This is a genomic window from Streptomyces sp. NRRL S-337 (genome assembly GCF_000720175.1).
GTDB classification, from domain to species: Bacteria; Actinomycetota; Actinomycetes; order Streptomycetales; family Streptomycetaceae; genus Streptomyces; species Streptomyces siderophoricus.
Genome location: NZ_JOIX01000003.1, coordinates 130,929 through 154,602, shown reverse-complemented (window position 1 = coordinate 154,602; position 23,674 = coordinate 130,929). Strand labels below are relative to the sequence as shown.

The following is a 23,674-nucleotide window of genomic DNA, read 5'->3' as shown; positions in this document are numbered from 1 at the left end:
TGACGGCCCGAGGCCCGAGCGGGGTTCAGCGCGGTGGTGTCGGCCGCTCCCCGGGTGGTGCCGTCCGTTCCTCCCCGCGGCGACCTTCCGCGCCCGCGAGCGTCTCCCGTAGCGCCTCACGGGCCGCCGCGAGCTCGGCGGACCGCTGGTCGAGGGCGCGCAGCTGCTCCCGGAGCGCGTCGAGCACGCCGGGGCAGGGCTGTACGGCGGCCGTGCCGGTGGTGCAGGGCAGCACCTGACGGATGACCCGGGTGGGCAGCCCGGCCGCGAGGAGGGCGCGGATGCGGCGTACGGCGACGGCGTCGGAGTCCGCGTAGGCCCGGTAGCCGTTGGCCAGCCGCTCGGGCCGCAGCAGCCCCGCCCGCTCGTAGTAGCGCAGCAGCCGCTCGCTGGTCCCGGTCCGCTCGGCCAGCTCCCCGATCAGCACGACTCCCCCTCTCGCTTGACCTTCCCACGGTGTCAGGGATCAACACTGGCCCCACCGCCCGCATTCCGCCGGTGGCCCGCACCCCAGGAAGGCTCACATGATCATCGATGCCCACAGCCACGTCCACGACCCGCTCGACCTCCACCTGGCCGCGCTGGACGACGCGGGCGTGGAGCGTACGGTCCTCTTCCCCACCCGCCCGCACCCGGAACGGGCGACGGACCTGGCCTCCCTCCGTCACGAGATGGGCGTCCTGGACCGCGCGCTGAGCGGCGGCACCGACGGTCGTACGGACCCGGCCGGTGACGACGGGTACGCCGCGGCGTGGCGGGAGCTGGACGAGGCTCTGGCCGCCCACCCCACCCGCTTCCTGGGCTTCGGCTCGGTGCCCCTGGGACTGGGTGAGGCCGGGACCGCGGCGTGGGTGGCGCGGGAAGTGGCCGGCCGCGGACTGCACGGCATCGGGGAGCTCACCCCGCCCCCGGACCGGGCGTCGCTGGTCGAGCCGGTGCTCCGGGCGGCCCACGACCACGGCGGGCTCCCCGTGGTCGTCCACGGCTACGCGCCCACGACGGCGGCGGACGTCCGGACCCTGGCGGGACTGGCGGCCCGCTACCCCAAGGTGCCGTTGGTGATCAGCCAACTGGGCGGGGCGCACTGGATGGCAGCGATCGAACTGGCCCAGGTCACACCCAACATTTACCTGGAACTGTCCACGGCGAACATCGTCTTCGCCGTCCGCCTGGCCATCCAGGCACTCCCCACCCGCACCCTCTTCGGCTCCGACGCCCCGTATGGCGACCCCGTCCTGTCCCGCGCCACCGTGGAGCGGGTCACGGCGCCCGGCGAGGTCCGGGAGCGGGTGCTGGGCGGGAACCTGGCGGAGCTGCTGGGCCTGGGGTGACCCACTCGGTGGGCGTGCCCAGTGGACGTGCTCAGTGGGCGTGCTCCTGCACCATGGCCGGGATGATCCGGTAGTCCCGTTCGAAGACGATGTTGTGGAGCTCCGCGGCCGCGATCTCGCGCAGGGCCGACAGCTTGGCGGCGGCCTGCTCCTCGGTGAAGACGTTGAGCGGCCAGTCGCGCAGGGGGCCACCGCGCAGATGCGGATGGTGAAACGCAGCGCCGAAGAAGGCGTGCAGCACGATCGGGCTGACACCGGCGTCCCGCTGCTCGGGCCAGGTGAGGGACCAGACCGCATCGGCGCCCGCGTCGTCCGACCGCATCCCGGTGGCCAGGATCTCTCCGGTGCCCAGGAGCAGGTCCTCGTTGATCTCGCCGAGTGCCTGCCGCGCGTACGGGTCGAGGAGCTCGATCGTCCGGGCGAAGAGACGCTCCTTGTCCTCACGGGAGACCGCGCGCTCGTGCGTACCGTCACGGAGATCGGCGAAATGCCTCAGCAGCTCTGCGGTGTATCCGGGCCGGGACGCGTCCATGGGTCCTCCTCACTGGGGCGCGGCGCCACGGGCAGCGGGCGCTGAGCGGACACCGCCGCGGGCGGCTCTCTCCCTCCAGCGTTTGCCCGGACGGGCGGATCCGCACGCCGAGATGCGGGGGAACCGGTGCTCCGGGGAAATTGGCTGCAGACCACAAGGAGGTCGGTTACGCTCTGCGGCGACATCGCGTGTCGGTCACCGGCTGGGTGAGGCATGGAGGTGTCGGGAGATGCCTTCGGAGGCATTCCTTGTCAGTCGAGTTGAACCACACGATCATCCACGCCCGGGACAACCGGGAGTCCGCCACCTTCTTCGCGGAACTGCTGGGCCTTGACCTCACCGCGGAATGGGGCCCGTTCATCGCCGTCGGTCTGAGCAATGGCGTCACGCTGGATTTCGCCACGATCCCCGCGGACAAAATCACCCCGCAGCACTACGCCTTCCTGATCTCCGAGGAGGAGTTCGACCGGGCGTACGCGCAGATCAAGCAGCTCGGTATCGAGCACTGGGCCGATCCGCGCCAGCAACAGCCCGGCTCGATCAACCACAACGACGGTGGCCGGGGCGTGTATTTCCTGGACCCGGCGGGTCATGCGATGGAACTCATCACCGTGCCCTACGGCGGCCTGCCGGCATAAGCACCTGGGGCGAGGGCCGCACCCCCGCAAGGGGTGCGGCCCGGTGAAGCTCAGCGGCTGCGCGGCGGCAGGGCGAGCGGTGGGCCGGGCAGGCCGTCGCGGATGAGGTCGGCCGTCACCACGAGGGAGTCACGGTGGTCGGTCAACGGTGCCGGTGGGTGCTCCCGGAGGAAGCCGGAGTGTCCTTCACCGTGGATACCACCAGCATCTTGGTGACCCCGCCGGTGTCCGAGACGACGTCGCGTACGTGGCGGAAGCCGAGTCGTTCGGAGAGGGCGAGGCTGGCGGTGTTCTCGGCGCCGACCATGCCGTAGACCTCCTTGAGACCGAGGGTGTCCGCGGCGTAGGTCAGCAGGCCCTGGACGAGTTCGCCGCCGAGGCCCTGGCCCCAGTGCTTTCTGACCAGGGCGACGATGGCCTCGTGGCCGTCGACGTTGCCGGTCTTCTTGATCTCGGCGTGGCCGACGTAGTCGCCGTCGCGCCACACGCCCCACACGTCGAAGAGGTTCTTGCCGTAGACGTCGGTGAGGATCGAGCGGTAGACGGTGCGGATTTCCGCTTCGGAGCATCTCTCCTGGCCCATCCAGCGACAGACCACTTCGTCGCTGAGGAGCTCGACGAAGACGTTCTCGTCCTCGGGACCGTAGGGGCGGAAGAGCAGCCGGGCGGTACGCAGGGTCGGGGTCATGGCAGACGTCCTTGTCTCGATGGGAGGGCCGCGGGCGAAGGGCCACATAGCGATATCCGGGGGGTGCGGGGTGTGGGGGGACGGGTCGCTCGGACGGCGTGGGGCGCGGCGGGTGCCGCGCCCCACGGCTGCCGGTGACGGGTGGTCAGGCGTCGGCGTTCTCCATGCGCTCGCGGAGGCTGCGGGGGCGCATGTCGGTCCAGACCTCGTCGACGTAGGCGGAGCACTCGTCCTGGGTGCCCTCCTTGCCGACGGCGTGCCAGCCGGCCGGGACCTCCAGGTCGGCGAGCCAGAGCGAGTACTGGTCCTCGTCGTTGCGCAGGACCTGGTAGCGGGCGTTCTCGTCCATGTCGATTCTCCTTGTTTCACGCGGGAGTTGGGGTTGGTTGAGGTGGGTTGGGTGAGTGTGGTGGCTCGGGGCTCGGTTCAGAGGCTGTTACGGGCGTGCCGGGCTATCTGGTGGAGGGCCTCGGTGAAGTCCTCGGCGACGGCGCGGACGGTGGTCTCCTCGTGGGTGCCGGGGCGGTAGTGCCAGGTGAAGGTGAGGCGGCCGTTCTGGACGGCACCGACCGCCTCCAGGAGGTGGGAGCCGGGGTCGCGGGGGTCGTGGTCCTGGCCGAAGCTGCCGTGTTCGGCGCGGATCAGGCCGCCGCCGGTGTCGGTGCCCGTGCGGCGGGAGTCCCATTGGCCAAGGTAGTTGAAGACGAGTTGGCCGTGTCCGGTGCGCTCCAGGCGTCGGCGGATGTCCGGGCTGCCGTAGGTGCGCAGGGCGCCGAAGCCGAGGCCGTTGCCGGGGACGGTGCGGAGTTGCCGTCGGACGGACTTGACCAGGGCGCGCCAGTCCCGGGTGGGGCCGAGGTCGGTGCGGTCGGGGATGTGCAGGCCGACCGGGTGGACGGTGGTGAACCAGCCGACGGTGCGGGAGAGGTCGACACCGTCCAGCACGTCCTCGCGGCCGTGTCCTTCGAGGTCCACGGAGACCCGGTCCCGGTCGGTCCAGCGGGCCAGGGCGAGGGCGAGGGCGGCGAGCAGGACGTCGTTGATGCGGGTGCGGTAGGCGGTCGGGGCGGCCCGGAGGAGTGCGGTGGTGTCGGGCTCGTCCAGGCTGAGGGTCAGGGTGCTGGTTTCGGCGGCGGTGGCGGGCTCCGGGGTGTGGTCCACGGGGAGCGGCGCGGAGGCCAATGCCTCTTCCCAATAGGGGAGTTCGTGGTCCAGGGCGCCCGCGGCGACGTGTGCGGCGAGGCCGCGTGCCCAGTCGCGGAAGGAGGTGGTGCGGGCGCCGAGCGTGACCGGGTGGCCCTGGGCGGCCTGGTGGTAGGCGGTGTCCAGGTCGTCCAGGAGGATCCGCCAGGACACCGCGTCGATGACGAGGTGGTGGGCCACCAGAAGCAGGTAGGTGGGCCGGTCCTGGCCGCCGGTGAAGAGTGCGGCGCGGAGCAGCGGGCCCCGGCCGATGTCGAAGCCGGTGTGCAGGCTGTCGGCGGTCGTGCGGAGGGCTGTGTCGGTCTGGTCGGGGGTGCAGCCGGTCAGGTCGTGGTGGGAGAGGAGGCGGTCCGGGGTGGCGGGCGGGGGCGGGTTGTGCTGGTGCCAGCGGCCGTCCTGTTCGGTGAAACGCAGACGGAGGGCGTCGTGGTGGGTGAGGAGGGCGGTGAGTGCCACCTCCAGTGCGGCGGGGTCGGGTGCGCCGTCGAGTTCGAGCAGTGCGGACTGGTTGAAGTGGTGGTGGTTGGCGCGGGGGGTGGTCAGGAACCAGTGCTGGATGGGGGTGAGGGGCAGGTCGCCGGTGACCGGGCCGTCGTCGGTCCGGTCGGGTCCGGTGGTCACCACGGTGGCCAGTTCGGCGACCGTTTGATGGGTGAACAGGTCCTTGGTCGCGAGGTGCAGTCCGGTGCGGCGCAGTCGTGAGACGACCTGCATGCTGAGGATGGAGTCGCCGCCGAGGGCGAAGAAGTTGTCGTCGGCGCCCACGGTGTCGAGGCCGAGGACCTCGGCCCAGATCTGGGCGATGCGGCGTTCGGTGTCCGTGCGCGGGGCGACGTGGTGGGCGGTGGGGGCGGTGGACGGGGCGGGTGCGGGCAGGGCCCGGCGGTCGGTCTTGCCGTTGGGGGTGAGGGGCAGCTCCGTCAGCGGGACGAACACCGACGGCACCATGTGGGGCGGGAGGGTGTGGGCGAGGTCGGTGCGCAGTTCCTGGACGTCCAGGGCCTCCGGTGGCCCGTCGGCGGGGACGACGTAGGCGACCAGCCGGCCGGGGGCGGGGGGCTCGGCGCCGGAGGTGCCAGTGGTGCGGACCACGACAGCGGCGTCCCGGACCTGCGGGGCCCGGCGCAGTGCGCTCTCGATCTCGCCGGGTTCGATGCGGTAGCCGCGGACCTTGACCTGGTCGTCGGCGCGTCCGGCGTAACGCAGTTGGCCGTCGGCGTCCCACCGCACCAGGTCTCCGGTGCGGTACATCCGGCTGCCGGGCGGGCCGTAGGGGTCGGCCGGGAAGCGGGCGGCGGTCAGTCCGGGGCGGGCCAGGTAGCCGCGGGCGAGTCCGGCGCCGGCCACGTACAGCTCGCCGGTGACGCCGACGGGTACGGGACGCAGGGCGCCGTCCAGGACGTAGGCACGGGTGCCGTCGACGGGGTGGCCGATGGGCGGGGCGCCCGCTCCGGGTGTGAGGGGTCCGGTCCAGGTGGCCACCACGGTGGATTCCGTGGGGCCGTAGGAATTGATCATGCGGCGGCCCGGGGCCCAGTGGTCGACCAGGTCGGCCGGGCAGGCCTCGGCGCCGACGATGAGGGTGCGCAGGTCCGGGAGGGTGCGGGCGGTTTCGGGCGGGACGGTGGCGAGCGCGGCGGGCGGGATCAGGGTGTGGGTGATCCGCCGGTCGGCGAGCACCTGGGCGAGCCGGTCGCCGACCAGCGGTCCCTCCTCCCCCGCGATCAGGGTGGCGCCGGCGAGCAGGGAGATGCACAGCTCCAGGACGGAGGCGTCGAAGCTGGGCGAGGCGAACTGGAGGACCCGGTCGCCGGGGTGTACGTCGTAGCGGTCGGCGGCGGCCGCGGCGAAGCCGGCGAGTCCGGTGTGCGTGACGACCACGGCCTTGGGGGTGCCGGTGGAGCCGGAGGTGTAGATGACGTAGGCCGGATGGTCGGTGGTGAGGGGGGCGAGGCGGTCCGCGTCGGTGGGGGCGGTCGCGGGGCCGTCGGGGCACCACACGTCCGCCGGGTCGTCGAGGACCAGGGCCGCCGCGGAGTCGCGGACCATGAACTCCCGTCGTTCGGCCGGGTAGGCGGGGTCGACGGGCAGGAACGCGCCGCCCGCCTTCGCCACCGCCAGTTGTGCCACGACCATGTCGGTTCCGCGCGGCAGCGCCAGCGCGACCAGGCGCTCGGGGCCGACCCCGCGGGAGATCAGCCGGTGGGCCAGGCGGTTGGCGGCGGTGTCCAGCTCGGCGTAGGTCAGCACGCGGTCGCCGTCGACGACGGCGGGGGCGTCGGGGTGCCGGGTGACCTGCCGTGCGAACAGCTCGGGCAGGGTGGCCGGCGGGGCCTGGGGGGCGTTGCCGTGCCGGTCGGTGAGCAGGCGCCGCAGTTCCTCGGCGGGCGCCAGCGGGAGCGCGTCGAGGGGGCGTTCGGGGTCGTCGGCGAGGGCGGTGAGCAGGGTGGTGAGCTGGTCGGCCATCCGGCGTGCGGTGTCCGCGTCGAACAGGTCGGTGTGGTAGGTGAGCAGCCCGTGCAGGGCGCCGGAGTCCGTCTCGGCGAACTCCAGGGTGAGGTCGAAGGGCGCCTCTTCACGCTCGGGCTCGATGTCGCTGACCTGGAGGCCGGGCAGGTCCATCGGCGCGCCGGGGGCGTTCTGCAGCACCACCATGGCCTGGAAGAGCGGGGTGCGGCTGGTGTCGCGGTCCGGCTGGACCTCGTCCACCACCCGCTCGAACGGCACGTCCTGGTGCGCGAAGGCGTTCAGCACGGTGTCGCGGACCTCGGCGAGGAAGTTCGGGAAGGACCGCTCCGGGTCGACGGTGGAACGCAGCACCAGGGTGTTGACGAAGAAGCCGATCAGGCGCTGGGTCTCCGGGCGTTCGCGGCCCGAGGTGACCGTGCCGACGGCGATGTCCCGCTGTCCGGAGAGCCGGGCGAGGAGCGTCTGGACCGCGGCGACGAGGGTCATGAACAGGGTGGTCTGCCGGGTCCGGCCGAACTCGGTGAGCCGGCGGGCGGTTTCCGGCGGCAGGACGAGTCCGGTCGTGGCGCCGTGCCGGGTACGGACGGGTGGCCGGGGCCGGTCGGTGGGCAGCTGGAGCGGTTCGATGCCGGTCAGCCGCTCCTTCCACCAGCGCAGTTGGTCCTCGGCAGCCGGGCCGGTGAGCGTGGTGCGCTGCCACTGGGCGACGTCGGCGTACTGCACGGGCAGCGGCGGCAGCGTGGCCGGGGTGCCGGTCAGCGCGGCGCGGTAGAGGTGGGCCAGGTCGCCCGTGAGGATCCCGGTCGACCAGCCGTCGGTGACGATGTGGTGCAGGGTCAGGGTCAGGACGTGGTGGTCGTCCGCGAGCCGGATCAGTCCGGCCCGCAGCAGGGGCCCGCGGCGCAGGTCGAAGGGGCGGGTGCGCTCGTCGGCGAGCAGTTGCGCCAGCCGCGCCGGTCGGTCGCCGGGCGGCAGTTCCGTCAGGTCGTGCAGCGGCAGCGGGACGTCCTGCGGCGGGTGGACGATCTGGACGCCCTGGCCGTCGACGGAGTCGAAGGTGGTGCGCAGCGACTCGTGCCGGGCCACAAGTGCGGTCAGGGCGGCGGCGAGCGCGGTGGTGTCCAGCCGGCCGCGCAGCCGCAGTGCGAGCGGGGTGAGGTACTCGGTGCTCTCCGGCGCGAACGAGTCCAGGAACCACAGGCGTTGCTGGGCGAAGGACTGCGGCAGCGGGGTGTCGCGGCCGACCGGGACCAGGGCGGCGCCCGGCCGGCCGGCGGGCTGTTCGGGCGCGGTGAGCAGGGCGGCGAGGGCGGCCGGGGTCGGGTGGGTGAACACCGCCCGCGGGGTCAGCTCGGTGCCGAACGCCTCCGCGAGCCGGGAGGTGAGCCGGATGCTGAGGATGGAGTCGCCGCCGAGGGCGAAGAAGTCGTCCGTCACGCCGACCTCGGGCACGCCGAGGACGTCGGCCCAGATCGCGGCGGTGCGGCGTTCGGCGTCGGTGCGTGGTGCGACGGCTTCCGCACGGCCCGCGGCGGCGTCGGGCGCCGGCAGGGCGGCCCGGTCGACCTTGCCGTTGTGGCTCAGCGGCAGCGCGTCCAGCGGGACGACGGCGGTGGGCACGAGGTAGTCGGGCAGGGTGCGGCGGGCATGGGCGTGCAGCGCGTCGGGGTCGAGTCCGTCGTGGCCGACGACGTAGGCGACGAGCTGTTTGGCGCCGGACCGTCCTTCCCGGGCCACCACGGCCACGTCCGCGACGGCCGGATGGGCGGCGAGGGCGCCCTCGACCTCGCCTGGTTCGACCCGGAAGCCGCGGATCTTCACCTGGTCGTCGGCGCGGCCGAGGAACTCGACGGTGCCGTCGGGGAGTCGTCGGGCGAGGTCGCCGGTGCGGTACATGCGGGTTCCGGGCGGGCCGGACGGGTCGGCGACGAAGCGTTCGGCGGTTGCTCCGGCCCGGCCGAGATAACCGCGGGCGACGCCCTCCCCGGCCAGGTAGAGCTCGCCTGCCGTGCCGGGCGGTACGGGCCGCAGCCGGGCGTCGAGGACGTGCACCCGCATGTCGTCGAGCGGCCGTCCGATGGGCACCGGGTCGGGGACCGCGGCCGCGTCGGTCATGGCGTGGGCGGTGGCGAAGGTGGTGGTCTCGGTCGGGCCGTAGCCGTCCACGACGGTCAGGCCGGGGCAGGCGTCGAGGACCCGGCGCACGGCCGCGGCCGGGACCACGTCACCGCCGGTCCACACCTGGCGCAGCCCCGCGAAGCAGTCCGGCGCGTCCTGCGCCAGCAGCCGGAACAGCCCGGCCGTCAGCCACAGCGCGGTCACCTCTCCCCCGCCGGCCAGCCGCCGCAGCAGGGCCGCGTCGACGGCGCCCGGCGGGGCGACGACGATCCGGCCGCCGTTCAGCAGCGGCGCCCAGACCTCAAAGGTGGCGGCGTCGAACGCCACGGGAGAGTGCAGCAGAACCCGTTGGCAGACGGGGCCCTGGAAGCGGCTGTCGGTGGCGAGCGCGGCCACGTCGCGGTGGCGCACGCCGACGGCCTTGGGCTCTCCGGTCGATCCGGAGGTGAACATCACGTACGCGAGACGGTCGGGGTCGGTGGCCGCTGCCGGCGGATTGCCTGCCGGGCCGTCGGTGCGGGCGTCGGTCACGTCCCGCTCGGTCAGCTGCACCGTGACGCCCGCCTGCTGGAGCAGGATGCGGCGGCGCTCCTCGGGGGCGCGGACGTCCACCGGGACGTAGCCGCCGCCGGCCTTGAGCACCGCGAGCTGAGCCACGACCAGCGCCACCGAACGCTCCATGAGCAGCGCCACCCGCCCCTCGGCGGACAGCCCCGCGGCCCGCAGACGATGGGCCAACTTGTCCGCCCATTCGTCGAGTTGACGATATGTCACCTCTTGCTCGTGGTCGGTGACGGCGAGGGCGTCCGGGGTGCGGTCCACCTGCTCGGCGAAGCGGGACACCGGTGAACCGGCCGGCGTCCGGCGCGCCGGGGTGTTCCACCGGTGCAGCAGGCCGCGGTCGGCGTCGGTGAGCGGGTCGAGGTCGTCCACGGTGCGGGCGGTGCCGTCGGCGACGGCGCTGAGCAGGGCCCGCAGCCGGTCCGCGGTGCGCTCCACGGTGGTGCGGTCGAAGAGCGCCGGGTCATAGGCGAGGCCGAAGCCGAGACGGTCGGCGAGATAGGCGCGCAGGCACAGCGGGAAGGTGGGGGCGTCGTCGGCGCGCACGTCGGTGATGCGGATGCCGGCACCGGCCGCGGCCGTCTCGTCGAAGGGGTAGTTCTCGAAGACCACCATGCTGTCGAACAGCGGCTCCCCCGCGGGGAGTTCGCTCAGGGCCTGGATGCGGGAGAGCGCGACGAAGTCGTAGCGGCGGGAGTCGCTCTGCTGCTCCTGGAGGTCGCGCAGCCAGTCCGGTACGGTCCGGGCGCCGTCGATCCGGGCCCGGGTCGGGACGGTGTTGATGAACATCCCGACCATGGATGCCACACCGGGGAGCTCGGCCGGGCGACCGGAGACGGTGGTGCCGAACACGACGTCGCGGCGGCCGCCGGAGCGGGCCAGCAGCAGCGCCCAGGCACCCTGGACGACGGTGTTGACGGTGAGCCCGTGCCGTTTGGCCATGGTGCGCAGCCGGTCGGAGTCCTCGGGGGTCAGTTCGACGGTGACGCTGTCGGTCGCCCGGGCACGGTGCGCCTCGGTGGGCCGCCGGTCGTACGGCAGCGGCGTGCGGGAGGTGCATCCGGCCAGCGCTTCGGCCCAGTGCCGCTCGGCCTGTTCCTCGTCCTGGTCCGCCAGCCACTGGAGGAAGTCCCGGAACGGGCGGCGGGCCGGCGGCCGGACGGTGGCGCCGCGGGCTGCGGCGGCGTACTGCGTGCACACGTCGGTGAAGATCTGGCCGGTGCTCCACCCGTCGAGCATCAGGTGGTGCGAGGACCACACCAGGACGATCTCGTCGCCGGTGAGCGCGGCCACCGCGATCCGGCTGAGCGGGGCGCGGGTGAGGTCCACGCCGATGGCGCGTTCCTCGGCGAGCAGCTTCTCCAGCGCCCGGTCGCGTTCGCCGGGCGTCAGGGTCCGCCAGTCGTGGTGGGTGACGGGCAGGACGGCGTGCCGGTGGACGACCTGGACGGGGTGCGGCAGACCGTGCCAGTGGACGCTGCTGCGTAGGGCCGGGGTGTGGTCGGCGACCCGCTGCCAGGCCGCGGCGAAGGCACGCGGGTCGGCGATGCCGGCGATCCGGACCGCCATCTGGTCGAAGTAGGCGCCGGCCTCGTCGACCAGTTGGTGGAAGAGCATGCCGGCCTGGAGCGGCGTCAGCGGATGGACGTCCGCCACCTCGCGGCCGTCGCCGGCGAGCCGGTCCACCTGGTGCTGGTCGAGTCCGGCGAGCGGGAAGTCGGAGGGGGTACGGCCGCCGGTGTCCGGGCGGGCGCAGTGCGCGACGATCTCGTCCAGCGCCGCGAGGGTGTCCTCGGCGAGGCGGCGCACGGTGGACTCGTCGTAGACGGCGGGCGGGTAGGTCCAGCCCAGTTCGAGCCGGCCGTCCTGGACCACGCCGGTCACGTCCAGCAGATAGCTGCGTTCCTCGGCGGGGTCGGTGTCCTGTCCGGCGGGCGGCAGGGCGGCGCGGTAGAGCCCGTCGTCCGCCGACCGGTCCGTGGTGGCGACGTCCCACCGGCCGTGGTAGTTGAAGCCGATGCGCGGCCGGGGCGCGTCGGGCAGCGGGGCGTTGGGGGCGAGGTGGCGCAGCGCGCCGTAGCTCAGTCCGCGCCGCGGGACGGCCCGCAGCTGTTCCTTGACGGACCGGACGGTGTCGCGCCAGTCGGCGTCCGGGTCGACGGTCAGGGCGAGCGGGAATTCCGCGGTGAACCAGCCGACGGTGCGGGACAGGTCCAGGTCGTCGAAGAGGTCCTCGCGGCCGTGTCCCTCGACGCCGAGGAGGACGGTGTCCCGGCCGCTCCAGCGGCTCAGGGTGCGGCCCAGGGCGCTGAGCAGCACGTCGTTGACCTGGGTGCGGTAGACGTCCGGTACCTGGCGCAGCAGGGCGTCGGTCGCCTCCCGGCCCAGGTGGACGGTCACGGTGGTGGCGGGGCCCCGCGGGTGCGCGCCGGGCCGGTCGACGGGGAGGGCGGCGGGCGTGCCGCAGACCCGGGTCCAGTACGGCAGGTCGCCCGCGAAGGCGCCGGAGCGGGTGTGCCGTCGCAGGCGGTCGGCCCACTGTGCGTAGCCGGTGCTCACCGGGGGCAGGGCGGCCGGGCGGCCGGCGGAGGTGGTGCGGTAGGCGGCCTCCAGGTCGGCCAGCAGGATGCGCCAGGACACTCCGTCGATGACCAAGTGGTGGGCGGTGAGCAGGAGTTGGGGCGGCATGACGGGGCCGCGGTCGAAGAGGAGGGCGCGCACCACGCGGCCCTCGGTGGGGTCCAGGGAGGTCTGGGCGTCGGTGGCCGCGCGCTGGACGGCGTCCTCCTGCGCGCGGTCGTCGAGGCCGGTCAGGTCGTGGTGCGCGAAGACGTCCCCGGGTGCGGCGGGCAGCACCTCCTGGTGCCAGGTGCCGTCGGTGTGGCGGAACCGGGTGCGCAGCGCCGGGTGGTGGGCGATCAGGGCGTCAACGGCGCGGCGCAGGGCCTCGGGGTCGGTACCGGGGGCCAGTTCCAGGCGCTGGGTCATCGTGAAGTGCAGCCGGTCGCCGGGCCGGCGGCCGTCGAGGTACCAGTGCTGGATGGGCGTGAGCGGGGCCGGTCCGGCCGGGGTGGCGGCGTCGGCCGGCGGGGCGGCCACCGAGCCGGTGCGCAGGGCGAGTTCGGCGACGGTCTGGTGGCGGAAGACGTCCTTGGAGGTGAGGGCGAGTCCAGCCTGGCGGGCCCGGGAGACGATCTGGATGCTGAGGATCGAGTCGCCGCCGAGGGCGAAGAAGTTGTCCTCGACGCCGATCCGGGGCGTGCCGAGCACCTCGGCCCAGATGCCGGCGAGCAGGGTTTCGGTGTCGGTGCGCGGGGCCACGTACGGGGTGTCGGTGTCCGGCTGGAGCGGGGGTGCGGGCAGGGCGCGCCGGTCGGTCTTGCCGCTGCTGGTCCGGGGCACCCGCGCGAGCGGGACGAAGGCCGCGGGGACCATGTAGTCGGGCAGCGTACGGCGCAGGTGGACGCGGAGTTCCTCGGCGGCAGGCTGCCGGGTGCCGCTCGGCACGACGTAGGCCACCAGCAGCGTGCGGCCGGCCTGGGTGCGGGCCGCGACGACGGCGTCGTCCACCTCGGGGTGGTCCAGGAGGGCCGCCTCGACCTCGCCGGGCTCGATGCGGAAGCCGCGGATCTTGACCTGGTCGTCGGTGCGTCCGAGGAATTCCAGGAGGCCGTCGGGGTGCCGGCGGGCACGGTCGCCGGTGCGGTACATCCGGGTGCCGGGCGGGCCGAACGGGTCGGCGACGAAGCGCCCTGCGGTCAGGCCCGGCCGGCCCCGGTAGCCGCGGGTGACCTGCGCGCCGGCCAGGTACAGCTCACCGGGCACGCCGACCGGTACGGGCCGCAGCGCGCCGTCGAGCACGTAGGCGCGCAGGTTGCGGCCGGGCCGTCCGATGACCGGGTGCGCGGCGTGGTCGGTGAAGCGTCCGTAGACGGCGTCGACGGTGCATTCGGTGGGGCCGTAGATGTTGTACGCGGTGACGCCGGGCAGCGCGCGGAGCTGCTGCCAGGCGGCGGTGCCGACGGCCTCGCCGCCGACGAGGACGAGGCGGGGGCGGTGGCCGTCGGTGGTGAACAACCCGGCGGCCAGCATCTCGTGCAGGAAGGACGGCGTCACGTTGAGGCAGTCCAGGCGGTGGGCGGCGATCTGTGCGACGAACGCGGCCGGGTCGAGCCGTACGTCCTCGTCGATGAGGTGCACCTGCTGTCCGAGGGCCAGCAGCAGCGGGCCTTCCCAGGAGGTGTCGAAGGAGAAGGCGGCGCTCAGCGCGGCGCGCAGCGGGGTGCCGTCGGTGGTGTGCGGGGCGACCAGCCCTTCGCGGTGGTCGTGGCAAAGGTTGACGAGCTGGCGGTGTTCGACGGCGACGCCCTTGGGGCGGCCGGTGGAGCCGGAGGTGTAGGTGAGGTAGGCGGTGTGGGCGGGGTACAGCGGGGCGAGGCGGTCGGCGTCGGTGGGGTTGTGGGTGGGCTGCCGGTCCAGCGGGGCGTCGCGCAGCGCGTCGGGGGTGAGGACGGTCTGCGGTGCGGCGTCCGCGAGGAGGTAGGCCACGCGGTCCGGGGGCAGCTCCGGGTCGACGGACAGCTGGGTGCCGCCGGCCTTGAGGACGGCCAGCAGTGCCACGAACATCTCGGTGGTGCGCGGGAGTTTGACGGCGACCACCCGCTCGGGGCCGACCCCGAGCGAGATGAGGTGGTGGGCCAGGCGGTTGGCGCGGGTGTTGAGCTCCGCGAAGTCGAGGGTGGCGTCCCGCGCCACCAGTGCGGTGGCGTGCGGGGTACGGGCCACCTGGGCCTCGAACAGCGCCGGGAAGGTGGCCTCCGGGACGGGCAGCGTGGCGCCCTGCCACTCCTCCAGCACCTGGTGGCGCTCCGCGTCGGACAGCAGCGGCAGCTCGCCCACCGGGCGTCCGGGGTCCTCGGCGACCGCTTCCAGCAGCAGGCGCAGCCGGCCGGTCAGCCGCTCGACGGTGTCCCGGTCGAACAGGTCCGTGTGGTACTCGACGAATCCGGTGAGGCCGCCGCCGTCCTGCTCGACGAAGTCGAGGCCGAGGTCGAAAGTGGCGCTCCGGCCGGGCGGCTGGACCGTCTCGACGTCCAGTCCGGGCAGCTGCGGCGCCCGGCCGCCCAGGTTGTGCAGGGCGACCATGACCTGGAACAGCGGGGTGCGGCTGGTGTCCCGTTCCGGCTGGAGCGCGTCGACGACCCGCTCGAACGGCACGTCCTGGTGGCCGAAGGCGTCCAGCACGGTGCCGCGCACCCGCGACAGCAGCGCGTCGAACGGCTCCTCGGTGCGCACCCGGCTGCGCAGCACGAGGGTGTTCACGAACATGCCGACCAGATGCTCCAGTTCGGGGCGGTCGCGGCCGGCGGTCACGGTGCCGACGGCGATGTCCTCCTGGCCGGCCCAGCGGGCGAGGAGGACCTGGCAGGCCGCGAGCAGGGTCATGTAGAGGGTGGCGTCGGCGCGCCGGCCGGTCTCCCGCAGCCGTTCGGTCAGTGCGGCGGGCAGCGAGAACTCCAGCAGTGCGCCGTTCTTGGTGCGCACCGCGGGCCGGGGCCGGTCGGTGGGCAGCTCCAGCGGGGCGATGTCCGCCAACTGCTCGCGCCAGTAGTCGAGTTGCTGCTCGGCGTCGGCGGACCGGGCGCGTTGCCAGGCGGCGTAGTCGGCGTACTGGACGGGCAGCGGGGGCAGATCGGGCCGGCGGCCCTGCAGGGCCGCGGCGTACAGCTCGCCCAGGTCCCGGCCGAGGACGGCGGTGGACCAGCCGTCGGTGACGACGTGGTGCATGGCCAGGGTCAGTACCTGCTCGTCCGCGGCGAGGCGGATCAGCCGGGTGCGCAGCAGCGGCCCGCGGCCCAGGTCGAAGGGGGTGGCGGCCTCGTCGGTGAGCAGTTCGTCGAGGGCGCCCGGGCGCGCGGCGGCCGGGACGGCGGACAGGTCGTGCGTCGGCAGGTCCACCGGGTGGGGCGGGTGGACGTGCTGGTGGGCGCGGCCGTCCTGCTCGGCGAAGGTGGTGCGCAGCGGTTCGTGCCGGGCCACCAGGCCGTCCAGGGCGGTGTGCAGTGCGGCCTCGTCGAGCCGGCCGCGCAGGCGGAGCACGAAGAAGGTCAGGTATTCGGTGCTGCCGGGCTCGAAGTGGTCGAGGAACCACAGGCGTTGCTGGGCGAACGACAGCGGGAGGGCGCTGTGGCGGTCGGCCGGCGGGATCAGGTCGGCCGGTGGCCGGCGGTCCGCGGCCGGGTCGGGCAGTGCGGCGGCCAGGGCGGCCACCGTCGGCCGGGTGAACAGCAGCCGCGGCGAGACGTCCACGCCGAAGGCGGCGCGCAGCCGGGAGGTGACGCGGATGGCGAGGATCGAGTCGCCGCCCAGCGCGAAGAAGCTGTCCTCGACGCCGATCTCCTCGGTGTCCAGGACGTCGGCCCAGACGCCGGCGACCAGCCGTTCCGCCGCGGTGCGCGGGGCGGTGTGCCGCTCGCCGGCGGCGAAACCGTCCGGGCCGGGGGCGGGCAGCGCCCGGTGGTCGAGCTTGCCGTTGACGGTCAGCGGCAGCGCGTCCAGGGCCACATAGGCCGCGGGGACCATGTGGGCGGGCAGGGTCCGTTCCAGGTGGGCGCGGAGTGCGGCGGCGGGCGGCGGAGCCTGCCGGCCGGTGCCGACGACATGGGCCACCAGCCGCCGCACGCCGGGGGTGTCCTCGCGCACGGAGACCACGGACGCGCCGATCGCGGGGTGGGCGTTCAGCGCGGCCTCGATCTCGCCGGGTTCGATGCGGAAGCCACGGATCTTGACCTGCTGGTCGGCCCGGCCCAGGTACACCAGCGTGCCCTCGCGGCGCCACCGGACGCGGTCGCCGGTGCGGTACATCCGGGTGCCGGGCGGCCCGAAGGGGTTGGCGACGAACCGTGCGGCGGTCAGGCCGGGGCGGTTCAGATAGCCGCGGGCGAGGCCCTCGCCGGACACGTACAGTTCGCCGACGGCGCCGGGCGGTACCGGGGCTAGGCCGCCGTCGAGCACATGGAGCCGCAGGTCGGGCAGGCCGGAGCCGATGGCGCTGCCGGTGGCGCCGGTCACCGTGGCGCGGTCGAGCGGTGCGTGGGTGACGTGCACGGTGGTCTCGGTGATGCCGTACATGTTGACCAGGGCCGGCTCGGTGTCCGGGTGCCGCTCGTACCAGTCGGTGATCCGGCCGAGGTCGAGGGCTTCGCCGCCGAAGATGACGTAGCGGAGCGTCAACTTGCCGCTGATTTCCGGGTGTTCGGCGTCGGCGTGCATCAGCGGGTAGAACGCGGAGGGCGTCTGGTTGAGCACGGTGACCCGTTCGTGCGCCAGCAGGCGGAGGAAGTCCGCCGGGGACCGGGCGATGTCGTGCGGCACCACGACCAGGCGGCCGCCGTGCAGCAGGGCGCCCCAGATCTCCCACACGGAGAAGTCGAAGGCGTAGGAGTGGAACAGGGTCCACACGTCGTGCGCGTCGAAGCCGAACCGGTCGCGGGTGGTGGTGAACAGCCGCACCACATTGGCGTGCGGGACGACCACGCCCTTGGGACGGCCGGTGGAGCCCGAGGTGTAGATGACGTAGGCGGGGCTCTCCGGCAGCGGGCGGTGCTCCGGCGCGAGGCCGGTGACGGGACGCCGGGCCAGGTCGGCGCGGACCTCGGGGTCGTCGAGGAGGAGGCGCGGCACGGCGTTGTCGCCCAGCCGTCCGGCGACCGCGGTGGTGGTGACGAGCAGGGCGGGGGCGGCGTCGGTGAGCAGGTGGCTGATGCGGTCGCCGGGCAGGTCCGGGTCGACGGGTACGTAGGCCGCGCCGGTCTTGAGCACCGCCACGAGCGCCACGAGCAGGTCCGTCGAGCGGGGCAGGGCGAGCGCCACGAAGCGCTCGGGGCCGGCTCCGGACGCGGCCAGCCGGTGCGCCAACTGCTGTGCCCGATCGTTGAGTTGGGCGTAGCTGAGGGTGTCGCCGGAGCAGGTCACGGCGGGGGCGTCGGGGGTGCGGGCCGCCTGGGCCTCGAACAGGTCGACCAGGGTCCGCTCGGGCCGGCCGTGTGCGGAGCCGTTCCAGTCCACCAGCATCCGCCGGCGTTCCTCGGCGGTCGTCCAGGCCAGCTCGCGCAGCGGCCGTTCGGGGTCGGCGGCGATCTCGTCGAGCAGCAGGCACAGCCGGCCGGCGAGCGAGCGGACGGTGTCCTCGTCGAAGAGGGCGGGGTCGTAGGCGAGGTCGAAGCCGAGGCGGTCGCCGTGGTGGGCGCGGAGCACCAGCGGGAAGTTGGTGGCGTCCAGGGAGGAGACGTCCAGGATGCGCACACCCGCGCCGGAGGTCCGGGCCTCGTCGAAGGGGTAGTTCTCGAAGGCGACCATGCTGTCGAAGAGGGCGGTGCCGGCCGGTACGTCGCTGAGCGAGGTCAGCTGGGCCAGCGAGACGGTCTCGAAGCGGCGGGACTCGGACTGGGCGTCCTGGAGGTCCCGCAGCCAGTCCGCGGCCGTGCGGTGCCCCTCGACCCGTACCCGGGTGGGAAGGGTGTTGATGAACATGCCCACCATGGCTTCGACGCCGGGCAGGTCGTCGGGGCGGCCGGAGACGGTGGTGCCGAACACCACGTCCGGCTCCCCGCTGTAGCGCGCCAGCAGCAGGGCCCAGACACCCTGCACCACGGTGTTGAGGGTCAGGCCGCTGCGCCGGGCGGTGTCCTCCAGCGCGCGGGACCGCTCGGGGGTCAGACCGGCGGCCAGGACGCCGGCGGAGCGGGCGCGATGCGCCTCGCGCGGCGGGCGGTCGCAGGGCAGCGGGGTCGGGGTGGCGAAGCCGGCGAGGACGGTGCGCCAGTGCTCCTCGGCGGCGCGGCCGTCGCGGGTGGCGAGCCGGCGGACGTGGTCGGCGAAGGGGCGGCGGACCGGCGGTGTGGCGTCCCGGCCGGTGGTGAGGGCGGCGTACTCCTCGCACACCTCGGTCAGCACCTGCGCCAGGCTCCAGCCGTCCAGGATCAGATGGTGCGAGGTCCACAGCAGCCGCAGCTGCCCGCCGGGCAGCCGGATGAGGGTGAGCCGCATCAGCGGTGCGGTGCCGAGATCGAGGCCCCGCGCCAGGTCGTCGGCGCGGAGGCGGGCCAGCCGGTCCGTGCGGGTGGCGTCGTCGAGGTCGCGCCAGTCCAGGTGGACGACCGGCACGGTGGCCCGGCGGTGCACGATCTGCAGCGGGGCCGGTACGCCGTCCCAGACGACGGAGGTGCGCAGTACGGGGGTCCGGTCGACCACCCGCTGCCAGGCCCGGGCGAAGGTCTCCGGTTCGGTCACCCCGTCGAGGAGCAGGGTTGCCTGGTCGAGATAGACATCGTCACCCCCGCCCGCCCCGTCGTCCCCGCCGACGAGGCGGTGGAAGAGCATGCCCTCCTGGAGGGGCGTCAGGGGGTAGAGGTCCTCGATGCCGCGTCCGTCGCCGATGAGGCGGTCGAGGCCGGCCTGGTCCAGTCCGGCGAGGGGGAAGTCGGACGGGGTGCGGCCGCCGGCCTCGGGCCGGGCGCAGTGGGCGACGATCCCGGCGAGCGCGCGGACCGTGCCGTCGGCCAGGTCGCGGACCGTGCGCTCGTGGTGCACCTGGTCGCTGTAGTGCCAGGTCAGTTCCAGCACGCCGTCGGCCACTACGGCGGAGACGTCCAGCAGGTGGTCGAGCCGCGCGTCGGCGGCCAGGTCGCGGCCGGGGGCCGGGCCGGCGGGCGCGAAGTCGGCGTCCTGCGGGGTCTCCCACTGGCCGTGGTACGTGAAGCAGACCTCAGGCAGCGGCCGGTCGCGCAGGGCGCGGGCGGCCGGGTCGGGTGAGCCGAGGCGGGCCAGCGCCTCGTAGCCGAGGCCGTGCCGCGGGACGGCCCGCAGCTGTTCCTTGACCGCCTTGAGCGTGCCGCCCCAGTCCGGGTCGCCCGCCGGCCCGGCCGGGGTGAGGGTGACCGGGTACTGGGTGGTGAACCAGCCGACGGTCCGGGACAGGTCGGGGGCGTCGGCGGCGTCCGGGTCGCCCTCGGCGTGGAGGTCCTCGCGGCCGTGGCCCTCCAGCGCCACCGTCACCCGGTCGGTGCCCGCCCAGTCGGCGAGGACCCGGCCCAGTGCGCTCAGCAGGACGTCGTTGACCTGGGTGCGGTACACGCCGGGGACCCGGCGGAGCAGGGCCTCGGTGGTGTCGCGGTCGAGGCGGGCGCGTACGGTGCGGACCGATCCGGCGACCGGGGTGCCGGTGCGGTCCGCCGGCAGCGGGGTGCGGGGGACGGCGCTCTGCGCGTTCCAGTAGGCGAGGTCGTCGTCGAGGCCGCCGTTTTGGACATGGTGGACGAGGGTGGCCGCCCAGGTGGTGAACGGCGTGCCGGTGGGCTCCAGTTGGACCTGCCGGCCGGCGGCGGCCTGGCGGTACGCGGTTTCCAGGTCGGCGAGGAGGATGCGCCAGGAGACGCTGTCGACGGCCAGGTGATGGGCCGTCAGGAACAACTGGGGGCGCTCGTCCGGGCCGGGCAGGAACAGGACGGCGCGCAGCAGGGTGCCGACGGCCGGGTCCAGGGCGGCGCGGGCCGCGTCGGCCGCCTCGGTGCGGGCGGTGTCCCGGGCGGCGCCGCTGGTGCCGGACAGGTCGTGGCGGGTCAGGAGGCCGGGTGCCACGGGGGCTCCGGGGTGCTGGCGCCAGGTGTCGCCGGTGCGGACGAAGCGGGTGCGCAGCGCGGGGTGGTAGGCGGCGAGGGCGTGCAGGGCCTGTTCCAGGGCGGCCTGGTCGAGGTCGTGCGGCAGGTCGAGCAGCATCGACATGGTGAAGTGCCGCTGCGGCCCGTGGGTGGCGAAGAACCATTCCTGGATGGGGGTGAGCGGGGCCGGGCCGGCGTCGTGCTGCGGCCGGGGTGCGGTCGCCGGGGCGGTGCGCGGGGCGACCGCGGCGGCGAGGTCGGCGACGGTCTGGTGCCGGAAGACGTCCCGGGAGGTCAGCTGCCAGCCGGCGGCGCGGGCCCGGGAGACCGCCTGGATGCTGAGGATCGAGTCGCCGCCCAGCTCGAAGAAGTTGTCCGTCACGCCCACCCGGGCGAGACCGAGGACCTCGGACCAGACGGCGGCCAGCTCGCGCTCGGCGGGGGTGCGCGGGGCGACGAACTCCCGCTCGCGCGGGGCCGCGTCGAGGTCGGGCGCGGGCAGGGCCCGCCGGTCCAGTTTGCCGCTGCTGTTGAGGGGCAGGGCGTCGAGGACGACGAAGGCGGCGGGCACCAGGTGGCCGGGCAGGGTGCGGGCGAGGGCGTCGCGCAGGGCGGAGGGGGTGGGCCGTCCGGTGGCCGAGGGCGCCACGTAGGCGGCCAGTCGGGCGTGGCCCTGGCCGGTGTCGACGGCGAGGACGGCCGCCTCGGCGACGTCCGGCAGGGCCAGCAGGGCCGCCTCGATCTCGCCGGGTTCGATGCGGTGGCCGCGGATCTTGACCTGGTCGTCGGCGCGGCCGAGGTAGTCGAGCCGTCCGTCGGCCGTCCAACGGGCGAGGTCACCGGTGCGGTACATCCGGCTGCCGGGCGGCCCGTACAGGTCGGCGGTGAAGCGGGCGGCGGTCAGGCCGGGGCGGTGCAGGTAGCCGCGGGCGACCTGGGCGCCCGCGAGGTACAGCTCGCCGCCGACGCCGGGCGGTACCGGCTGCAGCCGGTCGTCGAGGACATAGGCGCGCACATTGGCGAGCGGCCGGCCCACCACGGGTCGTCCGGTGCCGGTGATGCGGCCGGCCAGTGCGTCGACGGTGCACTCGGTGGGGCCGTAGAAGTTGTACGCGGCGGTGTCGGGCAGCGCGGACAGCTCCCGCCACAGCGCGGGGCCGACGGCCTCGCCGCCGAGCATCAGCACGCGGGGCCGGTGGCGGGGGTCGCTCAGCAGTCCGGCGGGCAGCAGTTGCCGCAGGTAGGAGGGGGTGAGGTCGAGGAAGTCGAGGCGGTGGGTGACGACGTACTCGACCAGCGCGGCCGGGTCGAGCCGGGTGGTCTCGTCGACCAGGTGCAAGGGATGGCCGTCGGCCATCAGCAGGACGCCCTCCAGCGAGGTGTCGAAGGAGAACGACGCGGTCAGGGCGACCCGCAGCGGTCCGCCGCCCGCCTCGGCGACGAAGCCGTGCCGGTGGGCGGCCAGCAGGTTCATCAGGGAACGGTGCTCGACGGCGACGCCCTTGGGGCGGCCGGTCGAGCCGGAGGTGTAGATGACGTAGGCGGTGTGGCCGGGGTGCAGCGGGGCGCGGCGGTCGGCGTCGGTGGGGTTCGTCGCCGGCAGGTCGCCGGGTACGGCGCGCAGCGCGGGCTCGTCGAGCACCAGCATCGGCCGGGCGTCGGCGAGCAGGAACTCCACGCGTTCGGCGGGGAGTTCGGGATCGAGGGGCAGGTAGCCGGCGCCGGACTTGAGGACGGCGAGGAGGGCCACGACCATGTCGGCGGTGCGCGGCAGCCGCAGCGCGACGAGCCGTTCGGGGCCGGCGCCCCGGCGGATGAGGTGGTGGGCGAGCCGGTTGGCGCGGGCGTTGAGTTCGGCGTAGTCCAGGGTGGTGGCGCCGGCGACCAGTGCCGTGTGGTGCGGGGTGCGGGCGGCCTGCGCCTCGAAGACGCCGGGGTAGGTGGCGGGGGCGACGGGCAGGGCGGTGTCGTTCCACTCGGTGGTCAGCCGCCGCCGGTCGTCCTCGGCGAGCAGTGGCAGCTCGCCCAGCGGCCGGTCGGGTTCGGCGGCCACCCCGTCGAGCAGCAGGACCAGTTGCTCGGCCATCCGCGCCGCGGTCGGGGCGTCGAAGAGGTCGGTGCGGTACTCCAGGAGCCCGGTCAGGCCGTCCCCGTCGGGCACGAATTCCACGCTGAGGTCGAAGGTGGCCGAGCGGCGGGGCACGGTGACGTTCTCGGCGGTCAGTCCGCGCAGGCCGGCGGCGGCGGGCGGGGCGGGGTGGAGCAGGACCATGACGTCGAAGAGCGGGTTGCGGCCGGCTTCCCGGGTGGCGCCGACCGCCTCCACCAGCCGTTCGAAGGGGGTGTCGTCGTGTGCGAAGGCGTCGAGGACGGTGGCGGCCGCGGTGTCCAGCAGGTCGCGGTAGGGGCGGGCGGTGTCGACGGGGCAGCGCAGCACGACCGTGTTGACGAAGAAGCCGACCGCGCGCTCCAGCTCGGTGCGGGCCCGCCCGGGGGTCAGGGATCCGAGGGTGATGTCGTCCTGTCCGGACCAGCGGGCGAACAGTGCCTGGCAGCCGGCGATCAGCGCGGTGAAGAGGGTGGTGTGCTGGTCGGCCGCCACCTTCCTCAGGCGGGCCGTGGTCCGTGACGGGACGTGGAAGGTGTGCACCGCGCCGCCGGCCGGTTCCGCCCCGTCGCGGGGGTGGTCGAGCGGCAGCTCCAGCGGTACCGCGCCGTCCAGTTGCTTGGTCCAGTAGGACAGCTGCTCCTGGAGCAGGGCGCCGGACAGCCGGCCGCGCTGCCACACGGCGAAGTCGGGGTACTGCGTCGCCACCGGCGCCAGGGCGGGCGTCTCCCCGGCGGCGAAGGCGTCGTGGAGCGTGCAGAGTTCCTCCAGCAGCACGCCCATCGACCAGCCGTCGGTGACGATGTGGTGCGCGGTGACCAGCAGGACGTGCTGGTCGGTGGCGGTGCGTATCAGCAGGGCGCGCAGGAGCGGCCCGGTGCGGAGGTCGAACGGGCGGGAGTACTCGGCGAGCAGCAGCGCGTCGAGCGCCGCCTCCGGGCCGTCGCCGGACGCGCGGTCCGGCTCGTCCGCGAGGTCCCGCAGCGGCAGCGGCACCGGGGCCGGAGGCCGCACGGTCTGTACGGGCCGGCCGTCGTGGTCGTCGAACGTGGTGCGCAGTGCTTCGTGGCGCTCGACCACGGCGTCCAGCGCCCGGGACAGCGCGGTCCGGTCCAGGGCGCCGGTGAGCCGCAGTGCGACCGCGCTGTTGTAGCGGGCATCGCCGGGCCGCAGCTGGTCGAGGAACCACAGCCGCTGCTGGGCGAAGGACAGCGGCAGCGGACCGGACCGGTCCGCGCGGGGGATCGCGGGCCGGGCGCCGGCTGCCGGGCCGCCGGCCTTGCCGGCGAGACGACGGCGCAGGGCTTCCTGGAGGTCCTGCGGCAGGGCCGCGGCGCGGCCTTCCTTCGAAGACGTCATGTCGTCGGTC

The 23,674-nt window shown here is 74.3% G+C and carries 7 protein-coding genes; 2 read left to right on the top strand and 5 right to left on the bottom strand.

Annotated features, from left to right (window positions below):
* Positions 1-25: 25 nt before the first annotated feature.
* Positions 26-427, bottom strand: coding sequence for a MerR family transcriptional regulator (locus IG62_RS0104660; protein ID WP_030797905.1), 402 nt, complete (start codon positions 425-427; stop codon positions 26-28).
* A gap of 97 nt (positions 428-524) precedes the next feature.
* Between IG62_RS0104660 and IG62_RS0104655 the strand changes: the two genes are divergently transcribed.
* Positions 525-1,331 (top strand): amidohydrolase family protein, encoded by an 807-nt coding sequence (locus IG62_RS0104655; protein ID WP_030797903.1) that lies wholly within the window; start codon positions 525-527, stop codon positions 1,329-1,331.
* 31 nt (positions 1,332-1,362) lie between these two features.
* Here the strand turns inward: IG62_RS0104655 and IG62_RS0104650 are convergent, their stop codons facing one another.
* Positions 1,363-1,863, bottom strand: a complete 501-nt coding sequence (locus tag IG62_RS0104650) for a hypothetical protein (RefSeq protein WP_030797900.1) — start codon at positions 1,861-1,863, stop codon at positions 1,363-1,365.
* A 248-nt stretch (positions 1,864-2,111) separates the two neighbouring features.
* Between IG62_RS0104650 and IG62_RS0104645 the strand changes: the two genes are divergently transcribed.
* Positions 2,112-2,501 carry a VOC family protein gene (locus IG62_RS0104645; protein ID WP_030797898.1) on the top strand — a complete coding sequence of 130 codons (390 nt, stop codon included), beginning with the start codon at positions 2,112-2,114 and terminating at the stop codon, positions 2,499-2,501.
* Between the two features lie 142 nt (positions 2,502-2,643).
* Here IG62_RS0104645 and IG62_RS0104635 read toward each other — a convergent pair whose 3' ends face one another.
* The 3 genes from IG62_RS0104635 to IG62_RS0104625 form a co-directional block, all read right to left on the bottom strand.
* The gene (locus tag IG62_RS0104635) at positions 2,644-3,189 is read right to left on the bottom strand and encodes a GNAT family N-acetyltransferase (protein ID WP_051797588.1); all 546 of its coding nucleotides are present in this window, start codon (positions 3,187-3,189) and stop codon (positions 2,644-2,646) included.
* Positions 3,190-3,334: 145 nt separating this feature from the next.
* Positions 3,335-3,538 carry an MbtH family protein gene (locus tag IG62_RS0104630; RefSeq protein ID WP_030797894.1) on the bottom strand — a complete coding sequence of 68 codons (204 nt, stop codon included), beginning with the start codon at positions 3,536-3,538 and terminating at the stop codon, positions 3,335-3,337.
* A gap of 77 nt (positions 3,539-3,615) precedes the next feature.
* Positions 3,616-23,664 (bottom strand): non-ribosomal peptide synthase/polyketide synthase, encoded by a 20,049-nt coding sequence (locus IG62_RS0104625; protein WP_030797891.1) that lies wholly within the window; start codon positions 23,662-23,664, stop codon positions 3,616-3,618.
* Between the last annotated feature and the right edge of the window lie 10 nt (positions 23,665-23,674).